At 63.5% G+C, this 22,325-nt stretch carries 27 protein-coding genes, 1 pseudogene and 1 CRISPR repeat array; of the genes and pseudogenes, 4 read left to right on the top strand and 24 right to left on the bottom strand.

The genetic code is table 11. From position 1 onward, the window contains the following. Positions 1-8: 8 nt before the first annotated feature. Positions 9-1,478: direct repeats of the CRISPR family, unit length 28 nt; unit sequence GTTCACTGCCGGATAGGCAGCTCAGAAA. A 251-nt stretch (positions 1,479-1,729) separates the two neighbouring features. The 10 genes from EV683_RS04705 to EV683_RS14250 form a co-directional block, all read right to left on the bottom strand. After that, positions 1,730-2,767: a tyrosine-type recombinase/integrase gene (locus EV683_RS04705; protein WP_207910401.1), complete on the bottom strand. Its 1,038-nt coding sequence runs from the start codon at positions 2,765-2,767 to the stop codon at positions 1,730-1,732. Positions 2,768-2,771: 4 nt separating this feature from the next. Next, positions 2,772-2,990 carry a DUF4224 domain-containing protein gene (locus tag EV683_RS04700; protein ID WP_243694717.1) on the bottom strand — a complete coding sequence of 73 codons (219 nt, stop codon included), beginning with the start codon at positions 2,988-2,990 and terminating at the stop codon, positions 2,772-2,774. Between the two features lie 114 nt (positions 2,991-3,104). Continuing rightward, positions 3,105-3,374, bottom strand: coding sequence for a hypothetical protein (locus tag EV683_RS04695; protein WP_131862014.1), 270 nt, complete (start codon positions 3,372-3,374; stop codon positions 3,105-3,107). Next, entirely contained in the window at positions 3,371-3,682 is a 312-nt protein-coding gene (locus EV683_RS04690) for a helix-turn-helix domain-containing protein (RefSeq protein ID WP_131862013.1), read from the bottom strand. The genes EV683_RS04695 and EV683_RS04690 overlap by 4 nt, the downstream gene beginning before the upstream one ends. A gap of 55 nt (positions 3,683-3,737) precedes the next feature. After that, positions 3,738-3,956, bottom strand: coding sequence for a hypothetical protein (locus EV683_RS04685; protein ID WP_131862012.1), 219 nt, complete (start codon positions 3,954-3,956; stop codon positions 3,738-3,740). Next, the gene (locus EV683_RS04680; protein ID WP_131862011.1) at positions 3,953-4,342 is read right to left on the bottom strand and encodes a hypothetical protein; all 390 of its coding nucleotides are present in this window, start codon (positions 4,340-4,342) and stop codon (positions 3,953-3,955) included. The genes EV683_RS04685 and EV683_RS04680 overlap by 4 nt, the downstream gene beginning before the upstream one ends. Before the next feature lie 29 nt (positions 4,343-4,371). Continuing rightward, positions 4,372-7,062: a toprim domain-containing protein gene (locus EV683_RS04675; RefSeq protein ID WP_131862010.1), complete on the bottom strand. Its 2,691-nt coding sequence runs from the start codon at positions 7,060-7,062 to the stop codon at positions 4,372-4,374. Between the two features lie 84 nt (positions 7,063-7,146). Further along, positions 7,147-7,425: an Ogr/Delta-like zinc finger protein gene (locus EV683_RS04670; RefSeq protein WP_131862009.1), complete on the bottom strand. Its 279-nt coding sequence runs from the start codon at positions 7,423-7,425 to the stop codon at positions 7,147-7,149. Between the two features lie 3 nt (positions 7,426-7,428). Then, entirely contained in the window at positions 7,429-7,878 is a 450-nt protein-coding gene (locus EV683_RS04665) for a YmfL family putative regulatory protein (protein ID WP_131862008.1), read from the bottom strand. A 51-nt stretch (positions 7,879-7,929) separates the two neighbouring features. Further along, positions 7,930-8,088, bottom strand: a complete 159-nt coding sequence (locus EV683_RS14250; RefSeq protein ID WP_165916786.1) for a hypothetical protein — start codon at positions 8,086-8,088, stop codon at positions 7,930-7,932. Between the two features lie 104 nt (positions 8,089-8,192). Here EV683_RS14250 and EV683_RS04660 point away from each other — a divergent pair, with 104 nt between their 5' ends. Genes EV683_RS04660 through EV683_RS04650 form a run of 3 tightly spaced genes read left to right on the top strand, consistent with a single transcriptional unit; the run spans position 8,193 to position 10,608 of the window. After that, positions 8,193-8,522 carry a helix-turn-helix domain-containing protein gene (locus tag EV683_RS04660; protein WP_131862007.1) on the top strand — a complete coding sequence of 110 codons (330 nt, stop codon included), beginning with the start codon at positions 8,193-8,195 and terminating at the stop codon, positions 8,520-8,522. A gap of 2 nt (positions 8,523-8,524) precedes the next feature. Then, on the top strand, positions 8,525-9,796 hold the full coding sequence (locus EV683_RS04655; RefSeq protein WP_131862006.1) for a BRCT domain-containing protein: 1,272 nt from the start codon (positions 8,525-8,527) through the stop codon (positions 9,794-9,796). A gap of 29 nt (positions 9,797-9,825) precedes the next feature. Continuing rightward, positions 9,826-10,608, top strand: a complete 783-nt coding sequence (locus tag EV683_RS04650; protein ID WP_165916785.1) for a hypothetical protein — start codon at positions 9,826-9,828, stop codon at positions 10,606-10,608. 80 nt (positions 10,609-10,688) lie between these two features. Here EV683_RS04650 and EV683_RS04645 read toward each other — a convergent pair whose 3' ends face one another. From EV683_RS04645 to EV683_RS04605, 9 genes are all read right to left on the bottom strand, one after another. Continuing rightward, positions 10,689-11,096, bottom strand: a complete 408-nt coding sequence (locus EV683_RS04645) for a type II toxin-antitoxin system HicB family antitoxin (RefSeq protein WP_131862004.1) — start codon at positions 11,094-11,096, stop codon at positions 10,689-10,691. A gap of 72 nt (positions 11,097-11,168) precedes the next feature. After that, on the bottom strand, positions 11,169-11,351 hold the full coding sequence (locus tag EV683_RS04640; RefSeq protein ID WP_131862003.1) for a type II toxin-antitoxin system HicA family toxin: 183 nt from the start codon (positions 11,349-11,351) through the stop codon (positions 11,169-11,171). Between the two features lie 67 nt (positions 11,352-11,418). Further along, positions 11,419-12,618, bottom strand: coding sequence for a phage late control D family protein (locus EV683_RS04635; RefSeq protein WP_131862002.1), 1,200 nt, complete (start codon positions 12,616-12,618; stop codon positions 11,419-11,421). Next, the gene (locus tag EV683_RS04630) at positions 12,615-13,058 is read right to left on the bottom strand and encodes a phage tail protein (protein WP_207910400.1); all 444 of its coding nucleotides are present in this window, start codon (positions 13,056-13,058) and stop codon (positions 12,615-12,617) included. The genes EV683_RS04635 and EV683_RS04630 overlap by 4 nt, the downstream gene beginning before the upstream one ends. 2 nt (positions 13,059-13,060) lie before the next feature. After that, positions 13,061-16,615 carry a phage tail tape measure protein gene (locus tag EV683_RS04625; RefSeq protein ID WP_243694715.1) on the bottom strand — a complete coding sequence of 1,185 codons (3,555 nt, stop codon included), beginning with the start codon at positions 16,613-16,615 and terminating at the stop codon, positions 13,061-13,063. Positions 16,616-16,620: 5 nt separating this feature from the next. Continuing rightward, positions 16,621-16,737 (bottom strand): GpE family phage tail protein, encoded by a 117-nt coding sequence (locus tag EV683_RS04620; RefSeq protein ID WP_131862000.1) that lies wholly within the window; start codon positions 16,735-16,737, stop codon positions 16,621-16,623. Positions 16,738-16,745: 8 nt separating this feature from the next. After that, positions 16,746-17,042 (bottom strand): phage tail assembly protein, encoded by a 297-nt coding sequence (locus EV683_RS04615; RefSeq protein WP_131861999.1) that lies wholly within the window; start codon positions 17,040-17,042, stop codon positions 16,746-16,748. Between the two features lie 96 nt (positions 17,043-17,138). Beyond that, positions 17,139-17,648: a phage major tail tube protein gene (locus EV683_RS04610; protein WP_131861998.1), complete on the bottom strand. Its 510-nt coding sequence runs from the start codon at positions 17,646-17,648 to the stop codon at positions 17,139-17,141. A gap of 45 nt (positions 17,649-17,693) precedes the next feature. After that, positions 17,694-18,866 (bottom strand): phage tail sheath protein, encoded by a 1,173-nt coding sequence (locus EV683_RS04605; RefSeq protein ID WP_131861997.1) that lies wholly within the window; start codon positions 18,864-18,866, stop codon positions 17,694-17,696. 128 nt (positions 18,867-18,994) lie between these two features. Here EV683_RS04605 and EV683_RS04600 point away from each other — a divergent pair, with 128 nt between their 5' ends. After that, positions 18,995-19,375 (top strand): helix-turn-helix domain-containing protein, encoded by a 381-nt coding sequence (locus EV683_RS04600; RefSeq protein WP_165916784.1) that lies wholly within the window; start codon positions 18,995-18,997, stop codon positions 19,373-19,375. Between the two features lie 298 nt (positions 19,376-19,673). Here EV683_RS04600 and EV683_RS04595 read toward each other — a convergent pair whose 3' ends face one another. The 5 genes and pseudogenes from EV683_RS04595 to EV683_RS04575 form a co-directional block, all read right to left on the bottom strand. Beyond that, positions 19,674-20,450 (bottom strand): DNA adenine methylase, encoded by a 777-nt coding sequence (locus tag EV683_RS04595; protein WP_131861995.1) that lies wholly within the window; start codon positions 20,448-20,450, stop codon positions 19,674-19,676. Positions 20,451-20,490: 40 nt separating this feature from the next. Further along, positions 20,491-20,607 (bottom strand): annotated as a pseudogene (locus EV683_RS14680) (Com family DNA-binding transcriptional regulator); the annotation flags it as partial. Between the two features lie 111 nt (positions 20,608-20,718). Beyond that, positions 20,719-21,171, bottom strand: a complete 453-nt coding sequence (locus tag EV683_RS04585) for a C40 family peptidase (protein WP_131861994.1) — start codon at positions 21,169-21,171, stop codon at positions 20,719-20,721. After that, on the bottom strand, positions 21,171-21,743 hold the full coding sequence (locus EV683_RS04580) for a hypothetical protein (protein WP_165916783.1): 573 nt from the start codon (positions 21,741-21,743) through the stop codon (positions 21,171-21,173). The genes EV683_RS04585 and EV683_RS04580 overlap by 1 nt, the downstream gene beginning before the upstream one ends. Before the next feature lie 9 nt (positions 21,744-21,752). Further along, positions 21,753-22,325, bottom strand: a 573-nt coding sequence (locus EV683_RS04575) for a gp53-like domain-containing protein (RefSeq protein ID WP_207910399.1), incomplete at its 5' end; no start/stop codon positions are given.

The following is a 22,325-nucleotide window of genomic DNA, read 5'->3' as shown; positions in this document are numbered from 1 at the left end:
CGGTCCGCGTTCACTGCCGGATAGGCAGCTCAGAAATCGAGGCGGTGGGCGATCACGCCGGCGCGGAAGTTCACTGCCGGATAGGCAGCTCAGAAAATCGCGCGCTGCCACTTCTCGTCATGGATGTCGTTCACTGCCGGATAGGCAGCTCAGAAAGAATTCCGTAAACCCTCTGGCGGCGACATCAAGTTCACTGCCGGATAGGCAGCTCAGAAAGGCTCGGAGGGCGGCTACACGGTCGCCACCGAGTTCACTGCCGGATAGGCAGCTCAGAAAGCTTGAATCTGCCGACTACAGCTCCTCGTCGCGTTCACTGCCGGATAGGCAGCTCAGAAATGCCGTCCGTGCCGGTCAACACCTTCTGGGACGTTCACTGCCGGATAGGCAGCTCAGAAATGCATGCTCTCGACCAGCCCGCCGCCGACTTGCGTTCACTGCCGGATAGGCAGCTCAGAAAACCATGCGAAAAAGTGCAGCTTGTATTGCATCGTTCACTGCCGGATAGGCAGCTCAGAAATCGATGGCGAGCACGTCGTCGAGGCGGTCGCCGTTCACTGCCGGATAGGCAGCTCAGAAAACGCCGCCGCGATCTACAGCCGCTGGACCCGCGTTCACTGCCGGATAGGCAGCTCAGAAATGCTCGAGCATGGTTTGACCAACCAGCAGATGGTTCACTGCCGGATAGGCAGCTCAGAAATTGCCCAAGGCGGCGCGCGACAGCCTGTCCGAGTTCACTGCCGGATAGGCAGCTCAGAAAAACATGATCGGCGCCTGCGACGTGCTGTTGGCGTTCACTGCCGGATAGGCAGCTCAGAAATGTTTCTGAACGCCGCCGACTTGAGCGAGGCCGTTCACTGCCGGATAGGCAGCTCAGAAAGTGTTCGTCGCGGCGGCGGTTGGTGAGGTTCTGTTCACTGCCGGATAGGCAGCTCAGAAATCCCTGCCCTGATCGGCACCAAGACGCTCGCCGTTCACTGCCGGATAGGCAGCTCAGAAAAGCCGCGGCATTCCCACAGCTCGTAGTGCTTCGTTCACTGCCGGATAGGCAGCTCAGAAAGCGCTCGCGCGGGCGCAGCAGGCCGGCGGCAAGTTCACTGCCGGATAGGCAGCTCAGAAATTGAACCAGCCGATGACCGCGCCGCCGATGCCGTTCACTGCCGGATAGGCAGCTCAGAAAGCGCGCATAGCGGCGATCTTCTGACGGTTGCTGTTCACTGCCGGATAGGCAGCTCAGAAATGGACGACAACGCGCAGTCCAAGGGTGCCGACGTTCACTGCCGGATAGGCAGCTCAGAAAACGCATGCAGCGCGTTCAGCCAGTTGCCGTGATGTTCACTGCCGGATAGGCAGCTCAGAAATTGACCGTGACGGTATCGAAGCTGCAACGGGCGTTCACTGCCGGATAGGCAGCTCAGAAATGTGGGGCGACACCGTCGCCTGGCAGCTCGGCGTTCACTGCCAGACAGGCAGTTCAGAAATTGTCGGCCACTTTGTGGATAGAAGCGTGAAAAACAAAAAAGCCCTCGATTTCTCAAGGGCTTGATTGGGCTGACTGGCGGAGAGGGAGGGATTCGAACCCTCGGTACGGGGAAACCGTACGCCTGATTTCGAGTTATGCGGCAAATACAACACATTCAGTGTTTTACGGCGTTTCCCGTTCTAAAAAAACATGCCTGAACCCCCGCAAAACCCCAATAAACACAGGGTAACGGGTACTTGTTTTAGATCGCTAGCCCCGCCTTTTCTTCGGTGCGGAGAGCACCTTCTTGTTGGGGGCGACGCGGTAACCGATGCGGTCTTTGACGTAGTGCTCGGTCATCGTCCTGGTCTGGTGGCCGAGCAATCGCTGAGCGTGCCCAAGGCCTGTTACCTCCTCGACGTCGGTTGCGCTCTTGGCCCGGATGTCACGGAACTGGAAGTCGGGCACGCCGGCGGCGAGACGGGCCTTGGAGAAGCGCCAGTGCAACGAGCGGTAGCTCAACGGCTGCCCGCTCTCGTCCTGCACCAGGTACAGGGTGCGGACTGCGCCAGGCGGTAGCGGAGGCTGCTGCGTGGTAACGCGGATGATGACGTCCAGCAGCGGGCCGTCGATGTCGATGCGCAGTGCGGCCTTGGTCTTGGACTGGCGGATCCACAGGCTGCCCTCGCGGATGTCGGTTCGCTTCAGCTTGAGCACGTCGGACGGCCGCTGGCCGGTGTAGTAGGCCAGCTCCATCGCATCTTGCAGCGGGCGGCAGGCCTTGGCGACTACCGCCAGCAACTCCTTGTCCTCGATGTAGCGCACCCGGCCCTTTTCGGTGTGCCGGCGCACGCCGGCGCAAGGGTTGGCTGCTGCGGTGTAGCCCCATTCCCTGGCATGGTTGAACACCGTACTCAGCACGGCGATCTCCCGGTTGCCCGCCACCTTGGCGCCGCGATCGTCCAGGTAGCGACGCACGAACTGTGGGGTGATGGTGTCCAGCGGCACCTTGCCGAATACCTTCCGCAGGGTTTCTAGCTGACGGGTGTATTCCTCCTGGGTCTTCGGTGACTTCTCTGGCAGGACGTCACGCTGGTACCGGAGAGCGGCGTCGTCAAAAGTCGGCGCCTCCCTCTCGGTGTCGATGACGTTTTCCAGTTCGGCCCACTTCAAGCGGGCGGCGGCCAGATCCTGGCCAAGAGGCACCCACTTCAACTTCCCGTCCACCATCGACACGAAGTAGTAGTTGCGGCCTTTCTGGTGCATGTGGCGCGGCAGAGTGCGGTTCTTGGTTCGGTTACGGCCCATCGTTTCAACGTCTCAATGCTGCAAAGTTAGGTTGCTGAGTCACCGGCCCGGCCGGCCGGGCCTTGTGGCCCGACAGCCGGGATTCGGCATAGCTGCGGAGTATTACAGGGCGGCCGGCGGCGTTCTCTTCGAACAGCCAGCCGCGCTGAATCAGCCACTCGCGCTGCAGATGCACGCGCTTCCTGCCGGTGAGGGAGGCGATTTCCTCAGCAGACAGAAACATGCTACCCACGCGGCCCTCCCATTCTATTGGTGCTCCTCTGGCTAACTTGGATAAGTCCCGGCTCGTACTGTGCAGCGATAAGTACCTTCGGGTGCTTCTTTGGGTCGCGCGGAGTCATGCTTCACCTCCTGCCAGCTTGTTTGCCGTCTCAAACAGCTTCTCAGTTGCCTGCATGGCAATTTGTTGATCAACCTTGCCGAAGGCATGCTCTGCTGCATCCCATCCGTTGTCGAAGTCCTCGTATGACAGGGCGAGAGAGCAGACACCCAAGCCGGTAGGCTCTGCGTAGAAACGGATTTCCGGCGCGCCGTCTTCGTCGGCGTCGATCTTCACCAGGATCTGCCCACGGTCGGTTTCAAACAGCTTGGCGAATGGCTTGTTCATGCTGCCTCCCCTTGAGCTTGAGTGTCCGTGCCGGCCTTCATCGCCTTCCTCAGGCTCTCGTACAGATCAGGGTGGGTGTCCTTCAGGTAGGCCGTGATCTCGAAGTCTTCGCGGCGCACTGCGGCAAGGTCGATCTGTTCGACGTGTACCAGGCGCAGCAGCTCGCGCACCGGCTTGGGCATGTTGCGGCCGCTCTCGTAGCGGCTGCCGCCGGATTGGGTGACGCCGATGCGGCTCCAGAACTCTTGCTGGTTGAGGCCGAGCTTGGCGCGGATCTCGCGCGGGTTTTCGATGGTCGTGTTCAGCATGGTCGGTACTCCTCGATGATCAGGTCGATGACAGTGGGCGTTGTTGGTGCGGTTCTCATGCATAGCGCCAGCGCGTGATCAGCTCGTCGATGTCGCCGTCGTCCAGGCGAGCGAGGGCTTGCGCGATGGTGTAGTCGGGCATCAGGTCCAGGCGGTTGGCCGCCAGCGCCACGTACAAGCGCTCGCCGGTGGACAACACGCCGACGCGGTCGCCGATGCCGTTGCGGGCCTCGCTGGCGATGCTGTCGAGGCGGTCGAGTTGGCTGCTGTTCATTGCGCGTCTCCCTGTTGGGTGTGGTTGAACTTGGGTTCCAGGGACCAGCCGCCGCTCGTTTCGATCAGCTCGAGCGAGTCAGGGAAGGTTTGGGCGCAGTCCTGCAGCGCGCGGCCGATGCACTCCTTGTCGAATTCGTCGTCGAAGTGATGAGCGAGCCTGGCCAGCAACTGGCACACGCCCACGTAGCTTGCGGTGATGCCTACCGCCGGGTTTGTGTGGCTGTCGCTCGATCGCGCGGCCTCCGTGGCCGCCTCGAGCTCGTCGAGGATCTCGCTGTTGCGGCTGATGTACGGTTCGCCGTGGCAGAACAGCTCGCCGTTCTGGACTTGCCCGAGCACGGCGTCGGCCGCGGCGATCAGGCGTTCGAAGTGGGGCAACTGCATGGTCATGCTCCTTTCTGAGGCTCTAGGAATCAGGCGTTGAAGACCCAGCACTTCAGCGTGCTGGGCTTCTTCGGCCCGTGGGTGTTGGCGTTGAAATGGGCGTGGATGGCCGAGTTGACGGCCTTGATGTCTACGAACTTCCGGCTGCGGCTGGTCTTCAGCACGCGCTTCAGGTCGGCCAGCGGCGGCACCTTCTGCTTGCGGTCGGTCGCCACCTCGAGGAAGTGGTTGAGGTTGATGGCGATCAGGTTCGGGTCGCGGCTGTGGTTGAGGATCGGCTGGCCTTCGTCCTCCTCGCCGGTGCCGTCGAGGAAGTCGAAGATTTCCCAGAACTCGGCCACCAGCGGGTGGTCGGCGTTGATCGTCTGCTGGCGCTCGGCGGCCATCGCTTCGATCTGCCGGTAGGCGGCGCTGTGCTGCTCCTCGGTGAGCGGTACGACGTGGTGAAGGGCGTCGACCAGCGCCAGCAGTTGGGCGTGGTTTTTGGCGATACGGAAGTGGCGCACGGTGGGCAGGCTCAGCAGGTGCTGCTCATGCTGCGGGGTGTAGGTGTCCAGCGCCTGCAGGACCTGTTCCTCGGCGCGGCATGCGCGCACCAGGAAGCCAGAGAGGCTGTCCATGCTCGCCGTCTCGAGCCGGCCGGCGGCAGCCTTGGTAGCCTCGGTGTGGCCGGCGCGCTCGAAGTAGAGGTGGCAGATCCGCTGCATCACCGCGTCGCTCGCGGCCACGGTGGCGTTCTGGCTGATCACGATCGCACCGCGGAAGGGCGGTTCGTAGGTCTCGTTGCCGCCGTTCTTCATGCCGCGCGAGCGCACGCTGCGGCCGTTGTAGGCGGTCTTGAGCTCGTCCCAGTCGAAGTTCTTGGCCGGGCGGCCGTGGGCGGTGTCGGCGCTGTCGCGGTCGGATTCGATCAGCACCACCGGCAGGTTGGCGACCTGGGCGAAGTTGCGCGCGCGCGCCGCGGTGGTGGCCTTGGCCGGGTCGAAGCCCTCGTAGTCGCTGCGGCCGCACAGCTTCCACAGGAACTCGATCAGCGTCGATTTGCCGGCGCCGGCCTCGCCGACGATCTCGAGGAAGGGGTAGGACTTCTGGCGTTCGCGGATCTGCTCCGCGAACAGGCTGCCGAACCAGTAGGCCAGCGCCACGATGCCCTTGGCGCCAAAGCATCGCCACAGGTGGGCCAGCCACTCGGTGTCGAAGTCCTTTTCGTCGGTGTTCAGGCGCAGCGCCACCGACTGCGACAAGGTCTTGATCGACAGCTTGTCCAGGTCGAAAAAGTCCTCCTCGTTCAGCGGCACGATCTTGCCGCCCTGGATGGCGATGTCGCCCCACACGTAGCAGCCGTGCTCCTTGCTGTAGCCGATGTAGTCGATCGTCTGGACCGATTTGATGTTGTAGGTCCAACGCGACAGCAGGCGGTCCAGTTGCGCGGCGTTGCCGGTCCACACCGCGCCCGGTGCCATCGACAGCAGGCGCTTCTTGAACTCGCTCGCGCTCGAAAGCTGGCCGCCGGTGAAGGTGTTCTTCACCGCCGGGCCGCCGTGCGGGAAGTCGACGCGAAAGTAGTACCAGGACTCGTCAGTGATCGTGTTCGACTGGAAGTAGAGCGGCGTCGGCAGGCAGTTGGCGATCTCGTTGACGCCGCCCGCCTTGGCCACCGCGAGCGGGCGCAGTTCGTCGTCGCTCTTGTCGGGGTCGGTCTCGCGCAGCGCCTTCATCTCTTCGCCGAAGGCGTCCATGTCCAGCTTGAACCAGTACATCCGGTTGTCGAAGTCGAACGGGAAAGTGTTCCAGCTGCCCTTGCTGTACATCAGGCAGGCCTTCTCGCTGGCGGTCTCGGCGATCAGCAGCGCGCCGTGGTAGCGGCACTCCTCGATGTCCTTCGCGGTCAGCGCGCCCAGCCGGTGCAGGTCGTCCCAGTCGCGCTTGTTCTTGCCGCGCGCCGGTGACAGCGCGGCATCGCACTTCCAGCCCTCGTCGCGGGCGCGCTTGGCGTACGAGCGCGTCGCCTTGCGGCCGGCCGGGTCGTCGTCGAATGCCCAGACCAGACGCGGCCGTTCGCGGCCGGCGGCGGCGCACTGCTCGGCCAAGGCGGCCAGCGCGAGGTGCGGGTAGTTGCTGGTCGACAGCGCCGACACTGCGACGATGCCGTTGTGGAGCAGCCCGATCGCTTTGAAGATGCCCTCGACGATCCAGACCTCGTCCACGTCGCTGAAGGACTGGTTCGGCGCCTGCCACCAGGTGCCCCCGTAGTTGCCCCGGAAGGTGGCCTTGCGGCGGCCGAAGCGGTGCGGGCGGTCGATGATGCGTTCCCAGTAGCCGATGCCGGGCAGGGGAAAGCGCACCGTCGCGGAGCCGATCTGCAGCTCCTGGCTCCAGTAGCTCTCCTGGGTGTACCAGCCCTTGATCATCTCCAGGCTGAAGCCGCGGTCCTGCGCGAGGTAGGCGTCGGCCGTCGCGTTGGGGTTTTCCGGCTGCTTGGGAAAACGCTCGCTCCAGCTCTCGAACAAGTCGCTGTAGAGATCGCGGGCGTGCGCCTCGTAGCTGCATTTGTTCAGCCGCCCGCAGCGCACAACCCACGGGTGATCGGCGTTGACGAACAGCTCCTTCTTGCCGCAGCTCGGGCACTCGCCCTGACGCAGCCAGCCGTTCTGCTCCTTCTTGAAGCGGAACTCCCGGTCGAGCCGATCGAGTATCTGTTGGTGGAGTTGAGCGTCCATTTCCGTTTCCGTAGGCAAAGCAATCCCCTCACGGCCGAAAACAGGCCGTGACGGTGTCATTCGTATTGGGGGTGGGGCGGCGGTTTAGTCGTCCAGCGGCAGTGCCTGCTGGCTGTCGTCAGCCTTCTTGCGCAGGGCGATCTGGACCGCCATCAGCCGGGCGCGCGTCGCTTGCGGTAGCTTGACGCGCGGGTTCGGGACCGCCGGCGGCGACAGCGTTTCGTGGTGCGCGCGCAGCGCGGTGAAGGTGTGGCCGCAGGCCACGTTGGAGCAGGCGAAGTACTCGATCTGCGTGATCTCGGTCAGATACTCGCTGGAACGGGTGTGGGCGACAGAGCCGCAGTGAGCGCATTTCGTGGCCATGAATCAGTCCTGCTTGCAGAAAAGGTGAAAGGTGTACTGGTTGATTTCGGCCGTCAGCGTGCAGATCTCGCCGCCGATGGTTTCCAGCTTGCGGCGCTCGCGCTTGCAGACCTGGCGGTCGGCGATCGCCTCGCGGTACTCGCGGGCGTGCTCGCCGAAGCGCTCGAGCAACTGCAGGTACTTTTTCTGGATGTCCTCCTCGCCGATGTCGCCGATCGGCGGCACCGGGATGAACACGCCGCCGCTGTGCCGGGCGACCGCCTCGGCGAAGTAGGTGGTCTGGCTCGCGTCCTGCATCTGTAGCGCGGTCTTGACCGACACCGCCTGTCCCTTGCGGGCGTAGATGCGGTTCTGCAGCCGCTGGACCGAGGTGCCCAGCGCCTCGGCCATGCCCGTCCAGCCGCCGTTCATCGCACGGCACATCATCTGCAGGCTGCCCCGTATGGTTTCCAAAGCGATCGCTCCCTGTTGGGTGGTTTTGGGGGTATGCGGTGCGCGCTATCGTTACTTCAGCCCGCGCGCGGCCTTGTAGTGCATCAGCCCGATCAGGTAGATGATCCGCACCATGCTGCCCTGCGTGCGGTCTTCCCGTTGGCACAGCTCGACGAGCTCGTCCTTCTCTTCGGGGGAGAAGCGGACGGCGACCGGCTTGTCGGATTGCATGCCTGTTGGGGCGCGTCGTTTTGGCGTTCTCATGTCACTGGTATGATTGTGTAATTGTTGATTGCACAAACGGATTATTTTCCGAAATCGGAAAAATGTAAAGCATGAACACTGAAAATCAGAAAATCGGTGAGCGTCTGTGGCAGGAGCGCACCCGCTTTGGGTGGACGCAGACCGAGATGGCGAAGCGTGGCGGAGTCGGAATCAGTACCTACTCATCGTACGAGGCGGGCAACAGCTCACCCAAAGCGGAAAATTTGCAACAGTGGGCGCAGCACGGCGTCGATGTGCTGTACGTGGTCACCGGTCAAGGAACAGACGGCAAGCTCTCGCCCGACGAGATGATGGTGCTGGGGTACTGGCGTGACAGCCCGGACGAGCTGCGCTCGGCGTGGCTGGCGTTCTACCAGGCGTACGCGGCGGCGAAGGGGTGACGATGGGGAACGTTCTCGCATTCGCTCTTGGCTGCGCCACGTTCTACTACGGCTGGAAGGCGATGGCCGCCGATCTGGAGAGCCGTGGCAAAGGGGCGGCGGTAAGGCATCTGGTGGGCTTCGTCTTCGCCAACATCGTGGCCGGCATCGTCTTCGGCCTGGCCAGCGGGGATGCTTCATGGTGGCAGTGGGCTCTGGCGCTGATTTTGGCCGGAGGCATTTATGCCAATGCTAAGACCGAGCACTCCTCCGTCGCCATCGCACCATCGCCAACTCCTCGCGTTCCATCGCAACCGTCTCAACCGTCGCAACCACCATCTCCACCTCCTCCATTCGATCGCTCCACCGTCGCCAAACGTCGTGCCGCCCACGAAAAGGAGTTGGCCGAGTTGCAAGCGAAAAGGGCCGTGTGGGAAGCCGAGATGAAGCGGTCGTCGGCTCCATCCGCCACCCTGCTGGAAGAGTTGCGTCAGCTTTGCCGGCAAATGACCGCAGACGGCTCGCTGGATGTGGAGGAGATTTCCGATCTGCACCTGTGGCTGCAGGAAAATCCGGCCGCCGCCAGCGACGAAGCTTCCCGGCGTCTGGCCGCCGCTCTGAAGGCCGCATGGCTGGACGGCGTGATCAGCAACGACGAGGCCTTCGAGCTGTTCGATCTCGCCGTTGCGGTGGCAAACCGTGGACGGGTGGTCCCCGTGCCTCCTTCGACACCTTCGCGTGCCACACCGAAGCCACCCCTCAAAACGTCACCTTCCCCCAAGCCCCGCAGCCGCAAGCGGGGCGGAGTCCTGGACACCATCCACTTTTCCTATCAGAACGCCGATGGCGATTTCTCTAGCCGTCAGGTGCTGGTTCAAGGCGTGAAGGGCAAATACATCGAGGGCGTGTGCCTGTTGAGGAACGCGGTACGGACCTTCCGGCTCGACCGTGTTGTGGGCCAGATCACCTCGGAGGAAACGGGGGAGATTTGTTGGCCGGAAGAGTGGGCGCGGCAGTTCCGTGACGATGTGCCGGGCGCGACCTTTGCACAAGACGACTCCAGCTTCGATGCGGAGCTTGAGGTGTTGATAACCGGCGTATCGGCGGCTGAACGCGCACGGCTTGAAGGGCTGGCCCGTGATGCAGGCATGGTAGTGCGCAAGTCGGTGACGAAGAATCTGGATTATCTGGTTGCGGGGAATAGGGCCGGGCCGGCTAAGTTGGCACAAGCTCTAGAGAACGGTGCAGAAATTATTGATCCGGCGGAATTTGAAACGATCACATGTCAAAGCTGATTGATAGTTGATAATTTTAGGGGCACATGATGGAGTTGGAAAAACAAATCCACGAAGAAGATATCGATGATGTGATGTTTCGTGAGATTGGTGTGTCGCCAGAAGGTCATTATCTTCCTAGCGAGATCGGGAACAAGTATGTCGCATTTTGCGACATACTTGGCTTTTCAAGCATGGTAACGAAAGACTTTAGGGGGACACTGGAGGCTTATCATGAGTTCGTTAAAAGTATTGATTCGGTTGAGTTAGAGGAAATTGAGGTAATAATATATTCTGATTCAATTTTGATTGTTGGTGACGAACTCTCTAAAGTTGTGAAGGCTGTGCAATTGCTTTGGTTTATGGCACTGTCACATTATTTCCTGATCAGGGGGGCTATTGCATACGGCAAGTATTACGAAAGGCGTTCTGGTAAAAATCTGGTTGTGCTCAGCGATGCCCTAGTGAAAGCGGTGACTTTGGAGAAAGAAGTAAAGGTTCCTGCTGTGGTGCTGGCTGATCACATAGAAGTACCGGATGATTATTGGAAGATAAGATGTGCTTATGGCGCATTGGGGGCGGGGGTGCTCCATTTTAGAGATAGAAATATTGTCAACCCCTTCAACTCGCTTTGGCTTAAGTCTGCTGCGAATCGTGTTGATATGATGGCGAAGGAAAATCCACAGTATTCAAGCAAGTATGAATGGTTTCTGGCCTTGAGCCGAGCCGTCGCTTCCGAAAAATTTTTGATTCCAGAGGAAGTGTTGGAGCGGTTTGTAAGAGAGGGTATTGTCACCCTTAATGTAGCTGGACAAGAAAACGATGAGTCTTAATAAAAAAGCGCCCTTCAGGGGGCGCTTTTTTTGTTGCGGCAGGTCTTTGTCTCTTATGGTTTTTTTTAAAAGTGAGTGAGTCAGCCGTGGGCTAGGGTCTCAAGCGCCGCGCTGGCAAGAAAGCCACTGCGGGTTTTGTACTCGGGGTGGGTGGAAACAAAACGATCAATACGAGTGATCAACGAGGCCGGCAAGGTTACGTTGATCTTCTCCGCCTTGCCAAGGTACTGTGAGATATCGATATCCACGACAGCCCAGATAAAACCGGCGTACTCGGGATTGCTGGCGTGAGTCTGCACGCTGCTTGCCACGGGAATATCGTCCCCGTCCTCCACCAGTCCTTCCAGATGAAAGTCGATGGCTTCTTTGGCATTGCGCAGTGCTTCATCAAGCGTATCGCCAGCAGAGAAGCAGCCAGGGATATCGGGAACTACCACACCGAATGCGTGAGTGTCGTCACCCGGCTCGATTGCGATAGGAAATAACATTTTTCGGCTCCTGCCTTGGGTAATGCGAGAAAATATGGATAGTCGTTACCAGCCCCTTGCGGGGCCGGTTTCTTACTTCAGTCCGGCTTGTTTCAGCATGCTGTTCCACGTCTTGATATCGAAATCTTTGGTGGGGTGCGTTACTGTCACGCGGCCTTTCTTTGTCGGGTGTTTGAACTGGTGATGGCTACCTTTGCAGTTGACCTCGTACCAGCCGTCACGCTCCAACATTCGGATGAACTCTCGACTATTCATACTTCTCCTTGTGTAACGATGTGGGGTTATTATAACCCCATTGTTGCGCAAGTCAATACCTCTGGGGTTATTGTTTTACGTCCTCCAGCTTCATCTCCAGCTCAAGCGCCGTAGTGAAGCCGCTGCCCGTGATGCAGTGCGTCGCCTTGCTGATCAGCCAGTCGCAGCTGTCGATCGCCGGCTTGAAGCCCGCCACCTTGGCGGGTAGCTCAGGGAAGATCTCCGGGCGGCCGTGCGCGAGCGTGATGCTGAACTCGGCCACGCCGCGCTGCAGCTTTTCCCAGGCCGCCTTGGCCGCCTGCAGCGCCGTCGCCTCGGTGGCGTAGATGTGGCGCAGCACCTTGAAGTTTTGCGCCGAGGGCTCGGTCGCCTTGGCCTGGGTCGCGGTGAGGTGGCTGCGCTTGGTCGGTTTGCCGCGTTTCGTGACGCCCCGGCGCCGCTCGAACTTGGTGTTGGCGTCGACGATCACCTCGCCCTTCTCGGCCTTGTCCAGGTTGTGCCAGTAGGCTTTCACCGCGGTGTAGGCATTGCGGTCGGCCACGGCGAAGCGGTGGCGGTCGCCGCTGGCGCGCGTGATGCGCACGAGAGGGAAGGGCTTGCCGGTGGCGCTCTCGGCGTCTCCGGCCTTGATGAACAGCAGCCGGCCGCTTTTCACCGTGGCGATCGCGTCGTGCCGCTCGGCCAACCTCGTGAGCAGATTGGCGTCGGACTCGCTGGTCTGGTCGATGTGGTCGACCGGCCGCTTGGCCAGCCAGTCCGATACGCACGGGGTCAGGCCGTTGGCCTTGGCGACCGCCTCCACGATCTTGCCCACGGTGGTCTTGTGCCAGCTGCGTTCGCGCTTGGTGGCGATGCCGGCGCGCAGATCCGTGGCGCGCGCGCGGATGGTCAACGTGTCCGGCGCGCCGGCGTGCTCGACCTCGTCCACCGTGAAGCTCCCCTTGTCGACTAGCGCCTTGCCCTTCCAGCCGATGGCCGCTTCCAGCACCACGCCACGCGGCGGTAGGTCGAGCTTGCCGTCGCTGTCGTCGAGCACGATCTCGAGCTCGTCCGACTCGAAGCCGCGGTTGTCGGAGAGGGTGAGCGCCATCAGCCGGTCGGCGAAGCTGGCGGTGATGTCCTTGCCCTTCAGGGTGATGCGGTAGGCCGGCTGTTGCAGCTGGCCGGCGCCGGCGAGGTCGGCCACCGTATCGGCCAGTTCCCCGACCGCGTCGGCTCCCCGGTTGTACAGCGTCTCGCCCTGGTCGAGCAGATCCTGAAAGCTCATAGGATCAGCTCCATCATGCCGCGTGTCACCGCGCCGAGGGTGTCGAGCAGCGTGTCGTCGACGCGCTTGAGGGTGATGGTGAAGTCGATGCGCCGCGCCTTGCCGTCGCTGAAGAAGTCGCCGCGCGCGGTGTCGATGCTCTCGACGGCGTAGAAGCCGTAGATCATGCCGGTGCCCTCGATCAGCGGCCACGCCTTGCCCTGGTCGGCCATCAGTTTGAGCAGCGCCAGCGCGGTGTCGCCGCCGGTCAGCTCGGGCATCAGCACGCCCGACAGGGTGATGCATTCCTCGTCCGGGCCGAGGAACTGGTAGGTCGGCCGCTTGCCCACCCGGCTGTTGCTGGCCAGCCGCCAGCCGATGCGCTGCTGCAGCTGCTGGTAGGGGATGGTCTCCATCATGAAAACGAACAGGCCGAGGGCCATCATGGGTAAGCCGAGCATGATCAATCCCTGTCGGTAAGGCGGCCACGGCCGCGCGCGGCGGTCTGGCGCTGCAGGCGCTCGACCTCGCGCGCGACGAGCTGGGCGAGCAACTGCTCGTTCATGCCCGGCGCGGCCTGCACGGTGATGGTGATGGGGGCGGTCGCCGCCGGCGCGGAGCGCGGCACGCTGACCGGCGGCCGGTTGTCGATCGGCACCGCAGCGGCCATGCCGGTGGCGCTGGCCAGCGCGATGCCGGCTCCGGCGGCGGTGAGCTTCTTGGCGACGCTCATCACCGCGCCCAGCGGCCCGCCCTGGCCGCCCTCGAGGCCTTGGGCGAGGCCGGCCATGGTGAAGCCGCCGAGCTCGGCGAACACGCGGCTCGGGCTGTGGATGCCGAGCTTTTCCTTGAACCAGGCGATGGTGCTTGCGCCCGCGCCGGTGATCGCGCTTTTCACGCTGGCGAGGCCGTTGGTGATGCCGCTGACCAGACCTTGCATGATCTGCATGCCGATGCCGACGAACTTGGCCGGCAATTCCAGGAACTTGGCGACCAGCGTGCCGGCAACCACGATGATGTTGGCCAGGAACTGACCGAAGTTCTTGCCGCTCGCGCTGGCGGCGTCGAGGCTTTGCTTGGTGGCGTTGATCGGCGTGAAAAGCTGGGTCAGCCAGCTCCAGGCGCTGCCCAGCGCGGCGGTCAGCCAATCCCATACCGGCTTGAGCGGGGCAAGCGCCGTTCCCAGGCTGGCGAACGTCGCGCCGAAGATGCCGGAAAGTGGACGCAGTCCGTCGGTGAGCCCTTTCCAGAAGCCGGTAAACCAGGCCTTGATCGGCTCCCAGTACTTGATGACGAGAAATGCGGCGGCGGTCAGTGCCAGGCCGATAGGGTTGGCCATGGCCAGGCGGCTGACAAACAGGAAGGCGCGGGCCAGGCCTGAAAGGGCCGAAGCGGCCCCGCCAATCGCTGCCGTTGCGCCGCCCTTGATGAAGCGCCATCCCCCCTTGGCCGCATCGCCAGCCATGCCCTTTGCGCCGGCGGCGCCGGCGTACTGCTTGAATCCCGTCCATCTGCTGGCCATCGCCGCGCGCTGCGCCAGGACGGCCTGCCACAGTTGTGCGGTGTAGCCGCGCATGGTCAGCGTGGCGCTGATGATCCGGGCCTTGATCGCGCCACCCAAGCCCATCGTCCACTGTTTGGTGGCGGCCCAGAGCAGGGCCAGACTCAGCCTCGCTCGTGCTGCAGCCATGGGGATGCGTTCGCGCAGGCTTTTGGCGAAGTCGAGCATGGAGGTCTTGGTCGCGGAGGGGTCTGCATCCCGCCAGGCCTTGGCCAGTTTTGCCCGGACGGCAACCGCGGCCTGACCGGCTCCGGCGGAGACTCGGCCGAGCGCGGGAGCCATGCTGTCCATCGCTTTGCGCAGACCGGCCGCCTCGGGCAGCAGGCTGCCAAACTGGATGCCCAAGGACTTCACCAGGAAGCGGGTGGCGATGATCGGCCCTGCAAAGCCGGCGAAAGCGAGCATCAGGCTGCCAAGCGCGGCTAGCACCACCGCGACCACGGCGGCGATCTTGACCAGCGTGGCGGTCAGCTCCGGGTTGGCCTTGGTCCAAGCGGTGATCTTGTCGGTGACCCGGCCCGCCGCTTGCATGATATCGATCAGCGGCTGGCGCAGGGTGCTGCCCAGTCCGCTGGATTGGTTGAACAGCTTGTTCTGCAGCATTTGCCACTGGGCCGACAGCGTGTCGTTCTTGGCATCTCCCTCGCGCGCCATGCTGCCCCTGGCCTTGGCCTCGTTCACCAGCGCCAGCTGCTTGCGGTACTCGCCGAGGTTGTCGGCGAGCTTGGCCGCATCGTCGCCGTACTCCTTGCTGAACAGGTCGACCATGACGCCCATGCGCTTGGCCTCGGGCAGTTTCTTCACCGCCTCGAGCACCTTGAAGATCGTGCCGGTGCTGTCCTTGGCCATCTCGGCCTGGATCTGCTTGGCGTTCAGGCCCAGCTCTTTCAGTCCGGCCTGGAAACGCTTGGGCTGTTTCTCGGCGATCGCCAGCTCGCGCACCATGGCCTTGGTCGCGGTGGCGGCGACCTCGGCCGAGGCGCCCAGCGACAGGAAGGTCGAGCCGAGCGCGGCCGCCTCCTTGAAGTTCATGCTGCCGGTGCTGCCGGCGATGCGCTGCATCACGTTGATGATGTCGGCGCCCTTGGACTGCGCGTTGTCGTCCATGTAGTTGATGACGTCGCCGAGCTGCTCGATGTTCTTGATCGGGATCTTGTAGGTGTTGGCGATCTTGCCGAGGTCTTCGCTGATCTGGTCGGCCGGCAGGTCGAACGCGGTCGACGCGAGCGCGGCGGTGCGGGCGAAGGCGAGCAGGTTGTCCTTGCCCTGGATGCCCATGCGCGCGCCGCCCTCGATCAGCGCCGCGATCTGCGTCGTTGCCATCGGGATGGTTTCGGACATCGCCTTGATGGCGTCGCCCATCTGGTAGTAGGTGGCCGTCAGCTTACCGTTGGCGTCGCGCGCGCCTTCCACTTGGCGCGCCACGCCCAGCATGGCGTCTTCGTAGCGGCTGTAGTCGCGGACCATCTTGACGATCGGCAGGCCCACGGCGCTGCCGGCGCCGGCAGCCGCTGCACCGGCGCCGGCGACGCGGTCGCGGTTTTCCAGGTGCTGCTCGTACTGGCCGCGCGCCGCGCGCTGGCGGTTCTGGCGTTCGGCGAGCTTCGTCAGCCGGTCGTTCTGGCGGTCGATGGATTCGGTGCTTCTGCGGACGTGCTCGCGTAGCGTGGTCTGGGCGCTGGCCATGTCCTTGGTGCTGATGCCGGCGGCCTGCAACCCGCGGCGCAGCCCCTCGAGTTCCCTCGACTGCCGGGAATGCTGGTCCTTGAGCCTGCGGGCGCTATCGCGCGCGGCGTTGAAGTCGGCTCCCAGCCGGCCGACGTTGGCCGAGGCCTCCTTCGCGGCACTCTTGAGGTGCTGCAGCTCGCCCCGGTACTTGAACAGCTCGCGGCCAGCCTCGCGCTTCTGACCCTTCAGCTGCTTGAGGCTCGCCTCGAGGGCGCGCACCTTGGCGAGGTTGTCCACCTGGACGGCGGTCAACTGCTTGTACTCGGCGCGCAGCTGGTCGGTGGGGTTCTTCGCGAGCTGCGCGTTCAGCGCGGCGATCTTGGCTCGCTGCTTTTCCCAGGCGGCGTTGGCGCGGCCGAGCTCGCCTTGCTGATCGCGCATCTGCTGGGTGAGCGCCTTCTGGCGGTCGCGCAACTGGTCGGTGCGCGTCTGGGCCGCGTCGAAGGTCTCCTGCAGGGGCTTGGCCGCCTGCCGCGCCTCGTTGAGGCGCAGCGCCAGCTCGCGGGTGCGATCCTGGGCTTTCTGGATTGCCCCCGCGGCGTCCTGCTGGCTCTTCTTGAGGTGTGTGAACGCGTCCAGCTTCTGCTGGGCGGCATTGAGGTCGCGCAGCTTGTCCTTGGTGTCCCTGAGCTGCCGTGACAGGCCTTGCGAGCTGCCCATCACCGTCTTGATCGGACGCGTCGCCTTGTCGATCGCCGACAGGATCACTTCCAGCTTCAGGTTACGCACGCTGCTCAATCTTCCGCTCCGCTTCGTTGCCGGGCGCGCTCGCGCCACTCCATCAGTTCAGTCAGGGTGAAGGCGTCCATCGCCGCCGGCTGCCAGTGGAACACCGTGGCGATGTCCGCCATCGCGTCTTCTACTCGGGCTGGAATGCCTCCGGCTTCGTGGCTTTCGGCAACAAAAAACCGGCTACCTCGGAGCCCATCTGCAGCAGGTCGGCCGGGTCCATGCGGGCGACTTCCTGCTCGGTGAGCGCCGGCGTGGAAATGCGCGGCACCACGCGCTGTAGGGCGGCCACGTCCATCTGCAGCAGGTCGGTCAGGTTGCAGCCGCGCAGCTCGCCGGCGGCCGGTTTGCGGAGGTCGATGGTGATGATGGAGTCGTCGCCGCGCTTGATCGGGGTGTCGAGGGTGATGGTTTTGGTGGTGGTCATGTCGGGGTCCGTTTATCAAGTTTGCTTGAGGGTTTGCACGGTGGAATCAGGGTTTGCGGGCCGCCAACTTGATAAACGTATCAAGTTGGCTTGATGTCACAGGCCGATGTTCTTGCGGTGCTGGGCGAGACGGTCGACGCCCATGACGACGAAGATCTTGTTGACCACGTCGATCTCGAGCCAGACCTTGCCGTTGACGGTCTGCTTGTAATACGTGCAGTCGGTCTTGACCTTCCAGTTGCCGTTCTCGGCGGCCTTGGCGTCGCTCTGGTCGAACTCGTTGTGGCGGCCGCGCACGACGATCTCGACCGCCTGATCGGTGCCGCTGCCTTCCTCGGAGTACGAGCCCATGAAGCGGACGAGGCTGGCGTCGTGCTTCTCGGCGCCGAAGTCGGCGACGATCTCCTCGATCGGGCCGTTGTAGGTGTGCTCGAGCTCCAGCTTCTCGATCGCCTTGAGTAGCGCGACCGGGCCGATCATGCCGGCGCCGCTGTATTCCTCGGTCTTCATCGCGATCTTGGGCAGCTTCAGCTCGAGCGCCTGGTCGACGAAGCTGACGCCGTTCACGAACACGTTGAACAGGCGCAGGGTGTGTGGGAGTGCCATCGGGCTTCCTTTCGGTTGCCCCCGCCCGCCGGCGGGGACGGGTTATCAGGCGTTCACCCTGGCGGCGAAGTCCACCAGGTAACGGTCGGTGATGCGCTGGCGCAGCATCAGATTCTCGAGCGGCGGCACCGGGGTGTAGTCGTAGTCGAGGTAGAGCTTGCCGTCCTTGAGCGCGTCCTTGGTGTTGGCGTTCTCGTCGTACCAGCAGTTGAAGCCCAGCAGGTAGCCATTGCTGACGAGCTCGCGGCCCTTGGCGTTGATGCCCTCGACGATGTCGCGCACCAGGGTCGGATGCATCGGCTTGTCCACCGCCCAGAAGTGGGCTTCGGCCATCGTGTCCGCCAGCACCTGCGCGGTGCGGGTGTAGTTCTCGAAGGCGAACAGCGGGTCGGCCGAGCAGGTACGCGAGCCCCAGAAGCGGAAGCCGTCGCGGCGGATCAACGTGGTGACGTTGGCCGCGTTGAGGAAGCCCGCGTCGGTGGCCGGATCCTGCAGATCCCAGAACACGTCGCGGCTGATGCCCTGGACGCCCTCGACCGGCACGTTCGACAGCGTCTTGTGCCAGCCTTCGGTCTCGTCGATGTAGGCGCGCAGGCCGAGCGCGCGCGCGGTGGCGTAGGCGGTGACCTCGGCGTTGGTGGTGGTGTCCCAGTTGACGAAGTCCGGCCAGATCACCATCGCTTCGCGCTGGCCGAAGTTCTCCTGGTAGGTGGCGGCCTCTTCCTTGGTCTTGCTGTTCCATGCGGACAGGTAGGCGAAGCCGCGCAGCTTCTTGGCGATGCTGGCGAGCTCGGTGGCCACCGGCAGGTTGTCCAGCCCCGGCGCGCCCAGGATGCGGGGCTTGATGCCGAAGCGCGCTTGCGCGGTCAGCAGCGCCTTCATGCCGGTCATCTTGCCTTCGGCGGTGGTGGTGCCGATCAGGTTGCTGGTGGTGGCCGCCTCGTCGACGCCTTTCTTGCCGCGCACGGCGATGATCAGCGGCTTGGACTGGTCGGCGATGGCGTCGAGCGAGGCGGCCAGCGTGCCCGAATCGCCGGCCTTGCCGATCGCGGCGTCGACATCGGTGATCAGGACCGGGGTGTCTTCGGGGAAAAAGGCGGGGTCGGCGTCCTCCGCGACCCCCACCAGGCCGATGACGGCGGTGGAGACGGTGCGGATCGGCCGCGTGCCTTCGTTGATCTCGAGGACGCGGACGCCGTGGTGGAAATCGGTGGACATGCTGTTCTCCGGAGTGAAGTTGCATGCCGAGTCTGCCGCACGCGCGCAGGCGTGGCAGTGAGGCTTGGTTGTGCCAGTGGCGGGCACAACCTAGAGCGGCTACCGTCAGAAAAAATCAGGGTCGCCGCATGTCATCCCCGTCCGCCAACACGCTCCACGCCATCGTGGAGAAGGTGGACGCGATTGATATGCAAATGGTTTTGGAGCGGGTGGCGGACAAGTCGGATGTGTTGGCTGGGGTCGATATCGAGGTGGCCGCCAGCGCGCTAATCGGCATGCTGCGCCAAGCCGCGACAGCGCAATTACGGGCCGATGCCACCCTGTCGGTGTTCACGCAACGAGAGCGTGAAGTGGCGGCGCTGCTGGTCGACGGGCTGACCAATCTGGAACTGGCCGAGCAGTTGGGCTGCACCGTGCGGACGGTTAAGGCCCACATCGCGAGCATGAGGGACAAGACGGGAACGGCAAATCGGACGGCGTTGGTGGCTGCGCTGAAGGGGGCGTATTGACCTTTAGGCCAATATCGCCGTCCTGAACAAAACGCCACAATATGCTTTCTGGATTTTATTTGAATGGTTTTTACGATGTTGGAAAGCATGGTGGGGCGCTCGCAAGCGCAAGTCCTCAACCCCCTGATCGGCCGCACAATCACAGATACCCTGGAAAACCTCTGCCAGTGCCTGGACAAGCTAGGCCTGTCGTTGTCCACGCAACACGAAGACAACTCCATCAGCTTCTTCTGCAGCAGCGTGTCGGCCGCCCTCAAGTTCGAGGCCGGCCAACTGCTCGGTCAGGTCACGCTGGCCGCTAGAACAGACCCCCCAGCACGTCCGGCGTCCAGTTCTGGATGACCAGCTCCCGGCTCGTCTGAGCCTCTCCGTGGACGTTGGCCACGGCGTATTTGATGCCGAGGCTCTCCATGTGGAATCCGTCGAAGCACGCCCGGATGTCCGGGTGATCGTTGATCGACACCATCACCTTTCCCTTGCAGGTCCGCATGAACTCGGCCAGCTCCTGGTACTGCTCGAAGCCGAAGTCGACGCCGTAGCCCTCGGTCTGCCAATAGGGCGGGTCGGCGTAGAAGAAGGTGTGCGCGCGGTCGTAGCGGCGCATTACCTCTTGCCAGGGCAGGTTCTCGACGTAGGTGCCGGCCAGGCGCAGGTGCGCCGCGCTGAGGTTCTCCTCGATGCGGCACAGGTTGATCGCCGGCCCGGTCGTGGCCGTACCAAAGGTCCGCCCATCGATCTTGCCGCCGAACGCATGCTGTTGCAGGTAGTAGAAGCGGGCCGCGCGCTGGATGTCGGTGAGGGTTGCCGGATCGGTGAGCTGCTGCCACTTGAAGATCTGCCGGCTGCTGATCGCCCACTTGAACTGGCGGACGAACTCTTCCAGGTGGTGCTGCACCACCCGGTAGAGGTTCACGAGATCCCCGTTGATGTCGTTGAGCACCTCGGTCTGAGCCGGCATCGGCCGTAGGAAGTAGAGCGCGGCGCCGCCGGCGAACACCTCGACGTAGCACTCGTGCGGCGGGAAGAGGGGAATCAGCTTGTCGGCGAGCCACGGGATGATGGGAGTGGATTGCATGGCTGTGGCCTGTATAGAGACGCTCCGGGGCGTTCTGGTTCGGCGCTGCGGCGCTCACAGCGTTCATGGTCCCGCAGCGCGGGCACTTGATGGTGATGCGAATGATCTGGCCTTCGGCCAGCTTGCGGTTGCAACGACCGCAGCGGATGTCTTGCATGGTGAGCCTCGGTGTAATGGCTTTGGCTCACTGGTATGGTCAGTGGGTTGAAGGAGCCGGCCGGGTGGTGGAACACCTGGCCGGCTATTTTCTTGTCGCCAGTCGCAGGCCTTAGGGGGCCGTCAACGTGACTGGGTGCGGCAGCACCCACAGGTTCTGCGGCGTGACGCGCGACACCGCGTCGGCGCGCACCAGCGGCGTGCCGGCTTGCTCGAACGCCCAGGCGACCAGCTCGGAACAAAACCACGAGTCCGGCTCCTGCCAGTCGCGATCGACGCCGACCCCCGCGATGCCGGACCAGTCGTAGGGTCGGCCGAGCTGGCTGCGCGCGGCGGCCAGCACCTCCTCGGGCGACGCGTGCGGCACCGTCATCAGCGCCCAGCGGCTCACGCCGGCCAGCGCCTCGGCCAACGTGCGGCGCACGACGCCCTTGCCGGCGACCGCCTCGACGACGTGCTCGCCATCGACGAGCGCGACATGCGAGAACGGCCCGCCGGCGCGAGCACGAATCAGCCAAGAAATCGGCCCGGGGGTAGCGGTAAATATCAGTTGAACCACAGACATCAGCGTCCATCCTGGGCTGCTTGATCATCCCAGCGGATCGCATCAATCCGCGCCTCGGCATCCGGCGCGCCGAGGTCGATCGCGGCGAGCGCGTCTTCGAGCGCCTGGCGCCGGCCGATCAGCGCGCCGGCGGCGACGGCGTAGGCGTCCGACTTGGCGAGCACCCGCGCCGCCAGCTCGGCGGCCGTCAGGCCGCGCGCGGCGGCGATGGCGGACAGCAGCGGGGTCGGCGTGGCCGGGTCGGCTTGCAGCGCGCGCGCCTCGGCCTCCTGCTTGGCCCAGCTGCTGACCTCGGACTCGGGGCAGTCGGCCTTGAGTGCGGCGAGCGCGGCTTCGCAGGCGGCGTTGAGGCGGGCGAGCGCGGCAGCGCGGCGCTCGGCCAACGGGGGCGGCGGCGGAGAAGCCAGCGTCGGGCGGCCTTGCTCGTCGGCTGCGATGAGCTGGCCGGCCGATTGGCCCTCTAGTAGTGCGACATACTCCTCGTGCGCAATCTCGACAGCATCCGCGGGCCGGTCGCTGTGGATAGCTGAGACGTAAAATCCCAAGGTCGTTGCGCTGAAATACGTTTTCATCATTCCCCCTTAGTAGCCAATCGCAAGCCAATAGACCGAGTATCTCTCGTCGCCCCCGCCAGAGTTCCCATAGATACGAAGCGCCTTGAGGGTCAGTTGGGACGCCGTTGTGGCCGCCATGGAGAAGATATGTTCGATGCTCTCATTGCCGACCGTCCCGTCGTCGTCACCGGCGCCCGCTGCTGCCCAAAGGCACCTCGTCGGGAACGTGACGGGCAACGTGATGACGTTCGATGTAACGGCTCCAACGCTTGTCGACGTATCCGTAAACACGGCGCGCCCCCACTGAATAATCAAACCTCCCGGCAGCTTCTGGTAGCCGCTGGCCGCCAGCGATTGGTTCGCGGCGGTGAACGCGGCGAGCGCTACCGCATCGGTGATGCCGTAGCCGGCCAAGGTGGTCGGCTTGCCGCTGCCGATCTTGCTCCAGTCGAGCGCCGGAATGTCAGATGCGACCAACGTGACGTTCACCCACTTGCTACCGTTCCAGCGCAGCAGGTGTCCAGCCGCGGGGGCGGTGATGGTGGTGTCGGTCAGATTGGCTACGCTGGCATCGGTGATGCCGTAGCCGGCCAGCGTGGT

Source organism: Crenobacter luteus, assembly GCF_004345725.1.
Taxonomy (GTDB): domain Bacteria; phylum Pseudomonadota; class Gammaproteobacteria; order Burkholderiales; family Chromobacteriaceae; genus Crenobacter; species Crenobacter luteus.
Note: the sequence above shows the minus strand (reverse complement) of the source record. Positions and strands in the feature narration are given on the sequence as shown.

Excerpts from the sequence above, each read along its gene's own strand:
- EV683_RS04705 (WP_207910401.1), bottom strand. The coding sequence starts at position 2,767 with ATGGGCCGTAACCGAACCAAGAACCGCACTCTGCCGCGCCACATGCAC.
- EV683_RS04700 (WP_243694717.1), bottom strand. The coding sequence starts at position 2,990 with ATGTTTCTGTCTGCTGAGGAAATCGCCTCCCTCACCGGCAGGAAGCGC.
- EV683_RS04695 (WP_131862014.1), bottom strand. The coding sequence starts at position 3,374 with ATGAACAAGCCATTCGCCAAGCTGTTTGAAACCGACCGTGGGCAGATC.
- EV683_RS04690 (WP_131862013.1), bottom strand. The coding sequence starts at position 3,682 with ATGCTGAACACGACCATCGAAAACCCGCGCGAGATCCGCGCCAAGCTC.
- EV683_RS04685 (WP_131862012.1), bottom strand. The coding sequence starts at position 3,956 with ATGAACAGCAGCCAACTCGACCGCCTCGACAGCATCGCCAGCGAGGCC.
- EV683_RS04680 (WP_131862011.1), bottom strand. The coding sequence starts at position 4,342 with ATGCAGTTGCCCCACTTCGAACGCCTGATCGCCGCGGCCGACGCCGTG.
- EV683_RS04675 (WP_131862010.1), bottom strand. The coding sequence starts at position 7,062 with ATGGACGCTCAACTCCACCAACAGATACTCGATCGGCTCGACCGGGAG.
- EV683_RS04670 (WP_131862009.1), bottom strand. The coding sequence starts at position 7,425 with ATGGCCACGAAATGCGCTCACTGCGGCTCTGTCGCCCACACCCGTTCC.
- EV683_RS14250 (WP_165916786.1), bottom strand. The coding sequence starts at position 8,088 with ATGCAATCCGACAAGCCGGTCGCCGTCCGCTTCTCCCCCGAAGAGAAG.
- EV683_RS04660 (WP_131862007.1), top strand. The coding sequence starts at position 8,193 with ATGAACACTGAAAATCAGAAAATCGGTGAGCGTCTGTGGCAGGAGCGC.
- EV683_RS04655 (WP_131862006.1), top strand. The coding sequence starts at position 8,525 with ATGGGGAACGTTCTCGCATTCGCTCTTGGCTGCGCCACGTTCTACTAC.
- EV683_RS04650 (WP_165916785.1), top strand. The coding sequence starts at position 9,826 with ATGGAGTTGGAAAAACAAATCCACGAAGAAGATATCGATGATGTGATG.
- EV683_RS04645 (WP_131862004.1), bottom strand. The coding sequence starts at position 11,096 with ATGTTATTTCCTATCGCAATCGAGCCGGGTGACGACACTCACGCATTC.
- EV683_RS04640 (WP_131862003.1), bottom strand. The coding sequence starts at position 11,351 with ATGAATAGTCGAGAGTTCATCCGAATGTTGGAGCGTGACGGCTGGTAC.
- EV683_RS04635 (WP_131862002.1), bottom strand. The coding sequence starts at position 12,618 with ATGAGCTTTCAGGATCTGCTCGACCAGGGCGAGACGCTGTACAACCGG.
- EV683_RS04630 (WP_207910400.1), bottom strand. The coding sequence starts at position 13,058 with ATGCTCGGCTTACCCATGATGGCCCTCGGCCTGTTCGTTTTCATGATG.
- EV683_RS04620 (WP_131862000.1), bottom strand. The coding sequence starts at position 16,737 with ATGGCGGACATCGCCACGGTGTTCCACTGGCAGCCGGCGGCGATGGAC.
- EV683_RS04615 (WP_131861999.1), bottom strand. The coding sequence starts at position 17,042 with ATGACCACCACCAAAACCATCACCCTCGACACCCCGATCAAGCGCGGC.
- EV683_RS04610 (WP_131861998.1), bottom strand. The coding sequence starts at position 17,648 with ATGGCACTCCCACACACCCTGCGCCTGTTCAACGTGTTCGTGAACGGC.
- EV683_RS04605 (WP_131861997.1), bottom strand. The coding sequence starts at position 18,866 with ATGTCCACCGATTTCCACCACGGCGTCCGCGTCCTCGAGATCAACGAA.
- EV683_RS04600 (WP_165916784.1), top strand. The coding sequence starts at position 18,995 with ATGTCATCCCCGTCCGCCAACACGCTCCACGCCATCGTGGAGAAGGTG.
- EV683_RS04595 (WP_131861995.1), bottom strand. The coding sequence starts at position 20,450 with ATGCAATCCACTCCCATCATCCCGTGGCTCGCCGACAAGCTGATTCCC.
- EV683_RS04585 (WP_131861994.1), bottom strand. The coding sequence starts at position 21,171 with ATGTCTGTGGTTCAACTGATATTTACCGCTACCCCCGGGCCGATTTCT.
- EV683_RS04580 (WP_165916783.1), bottom strand. The coding sequence starts at position 21,743 with ATGAAAACGTATTTCAGCGCAACGACCTTGGGATTTTACGTCTCAGCT.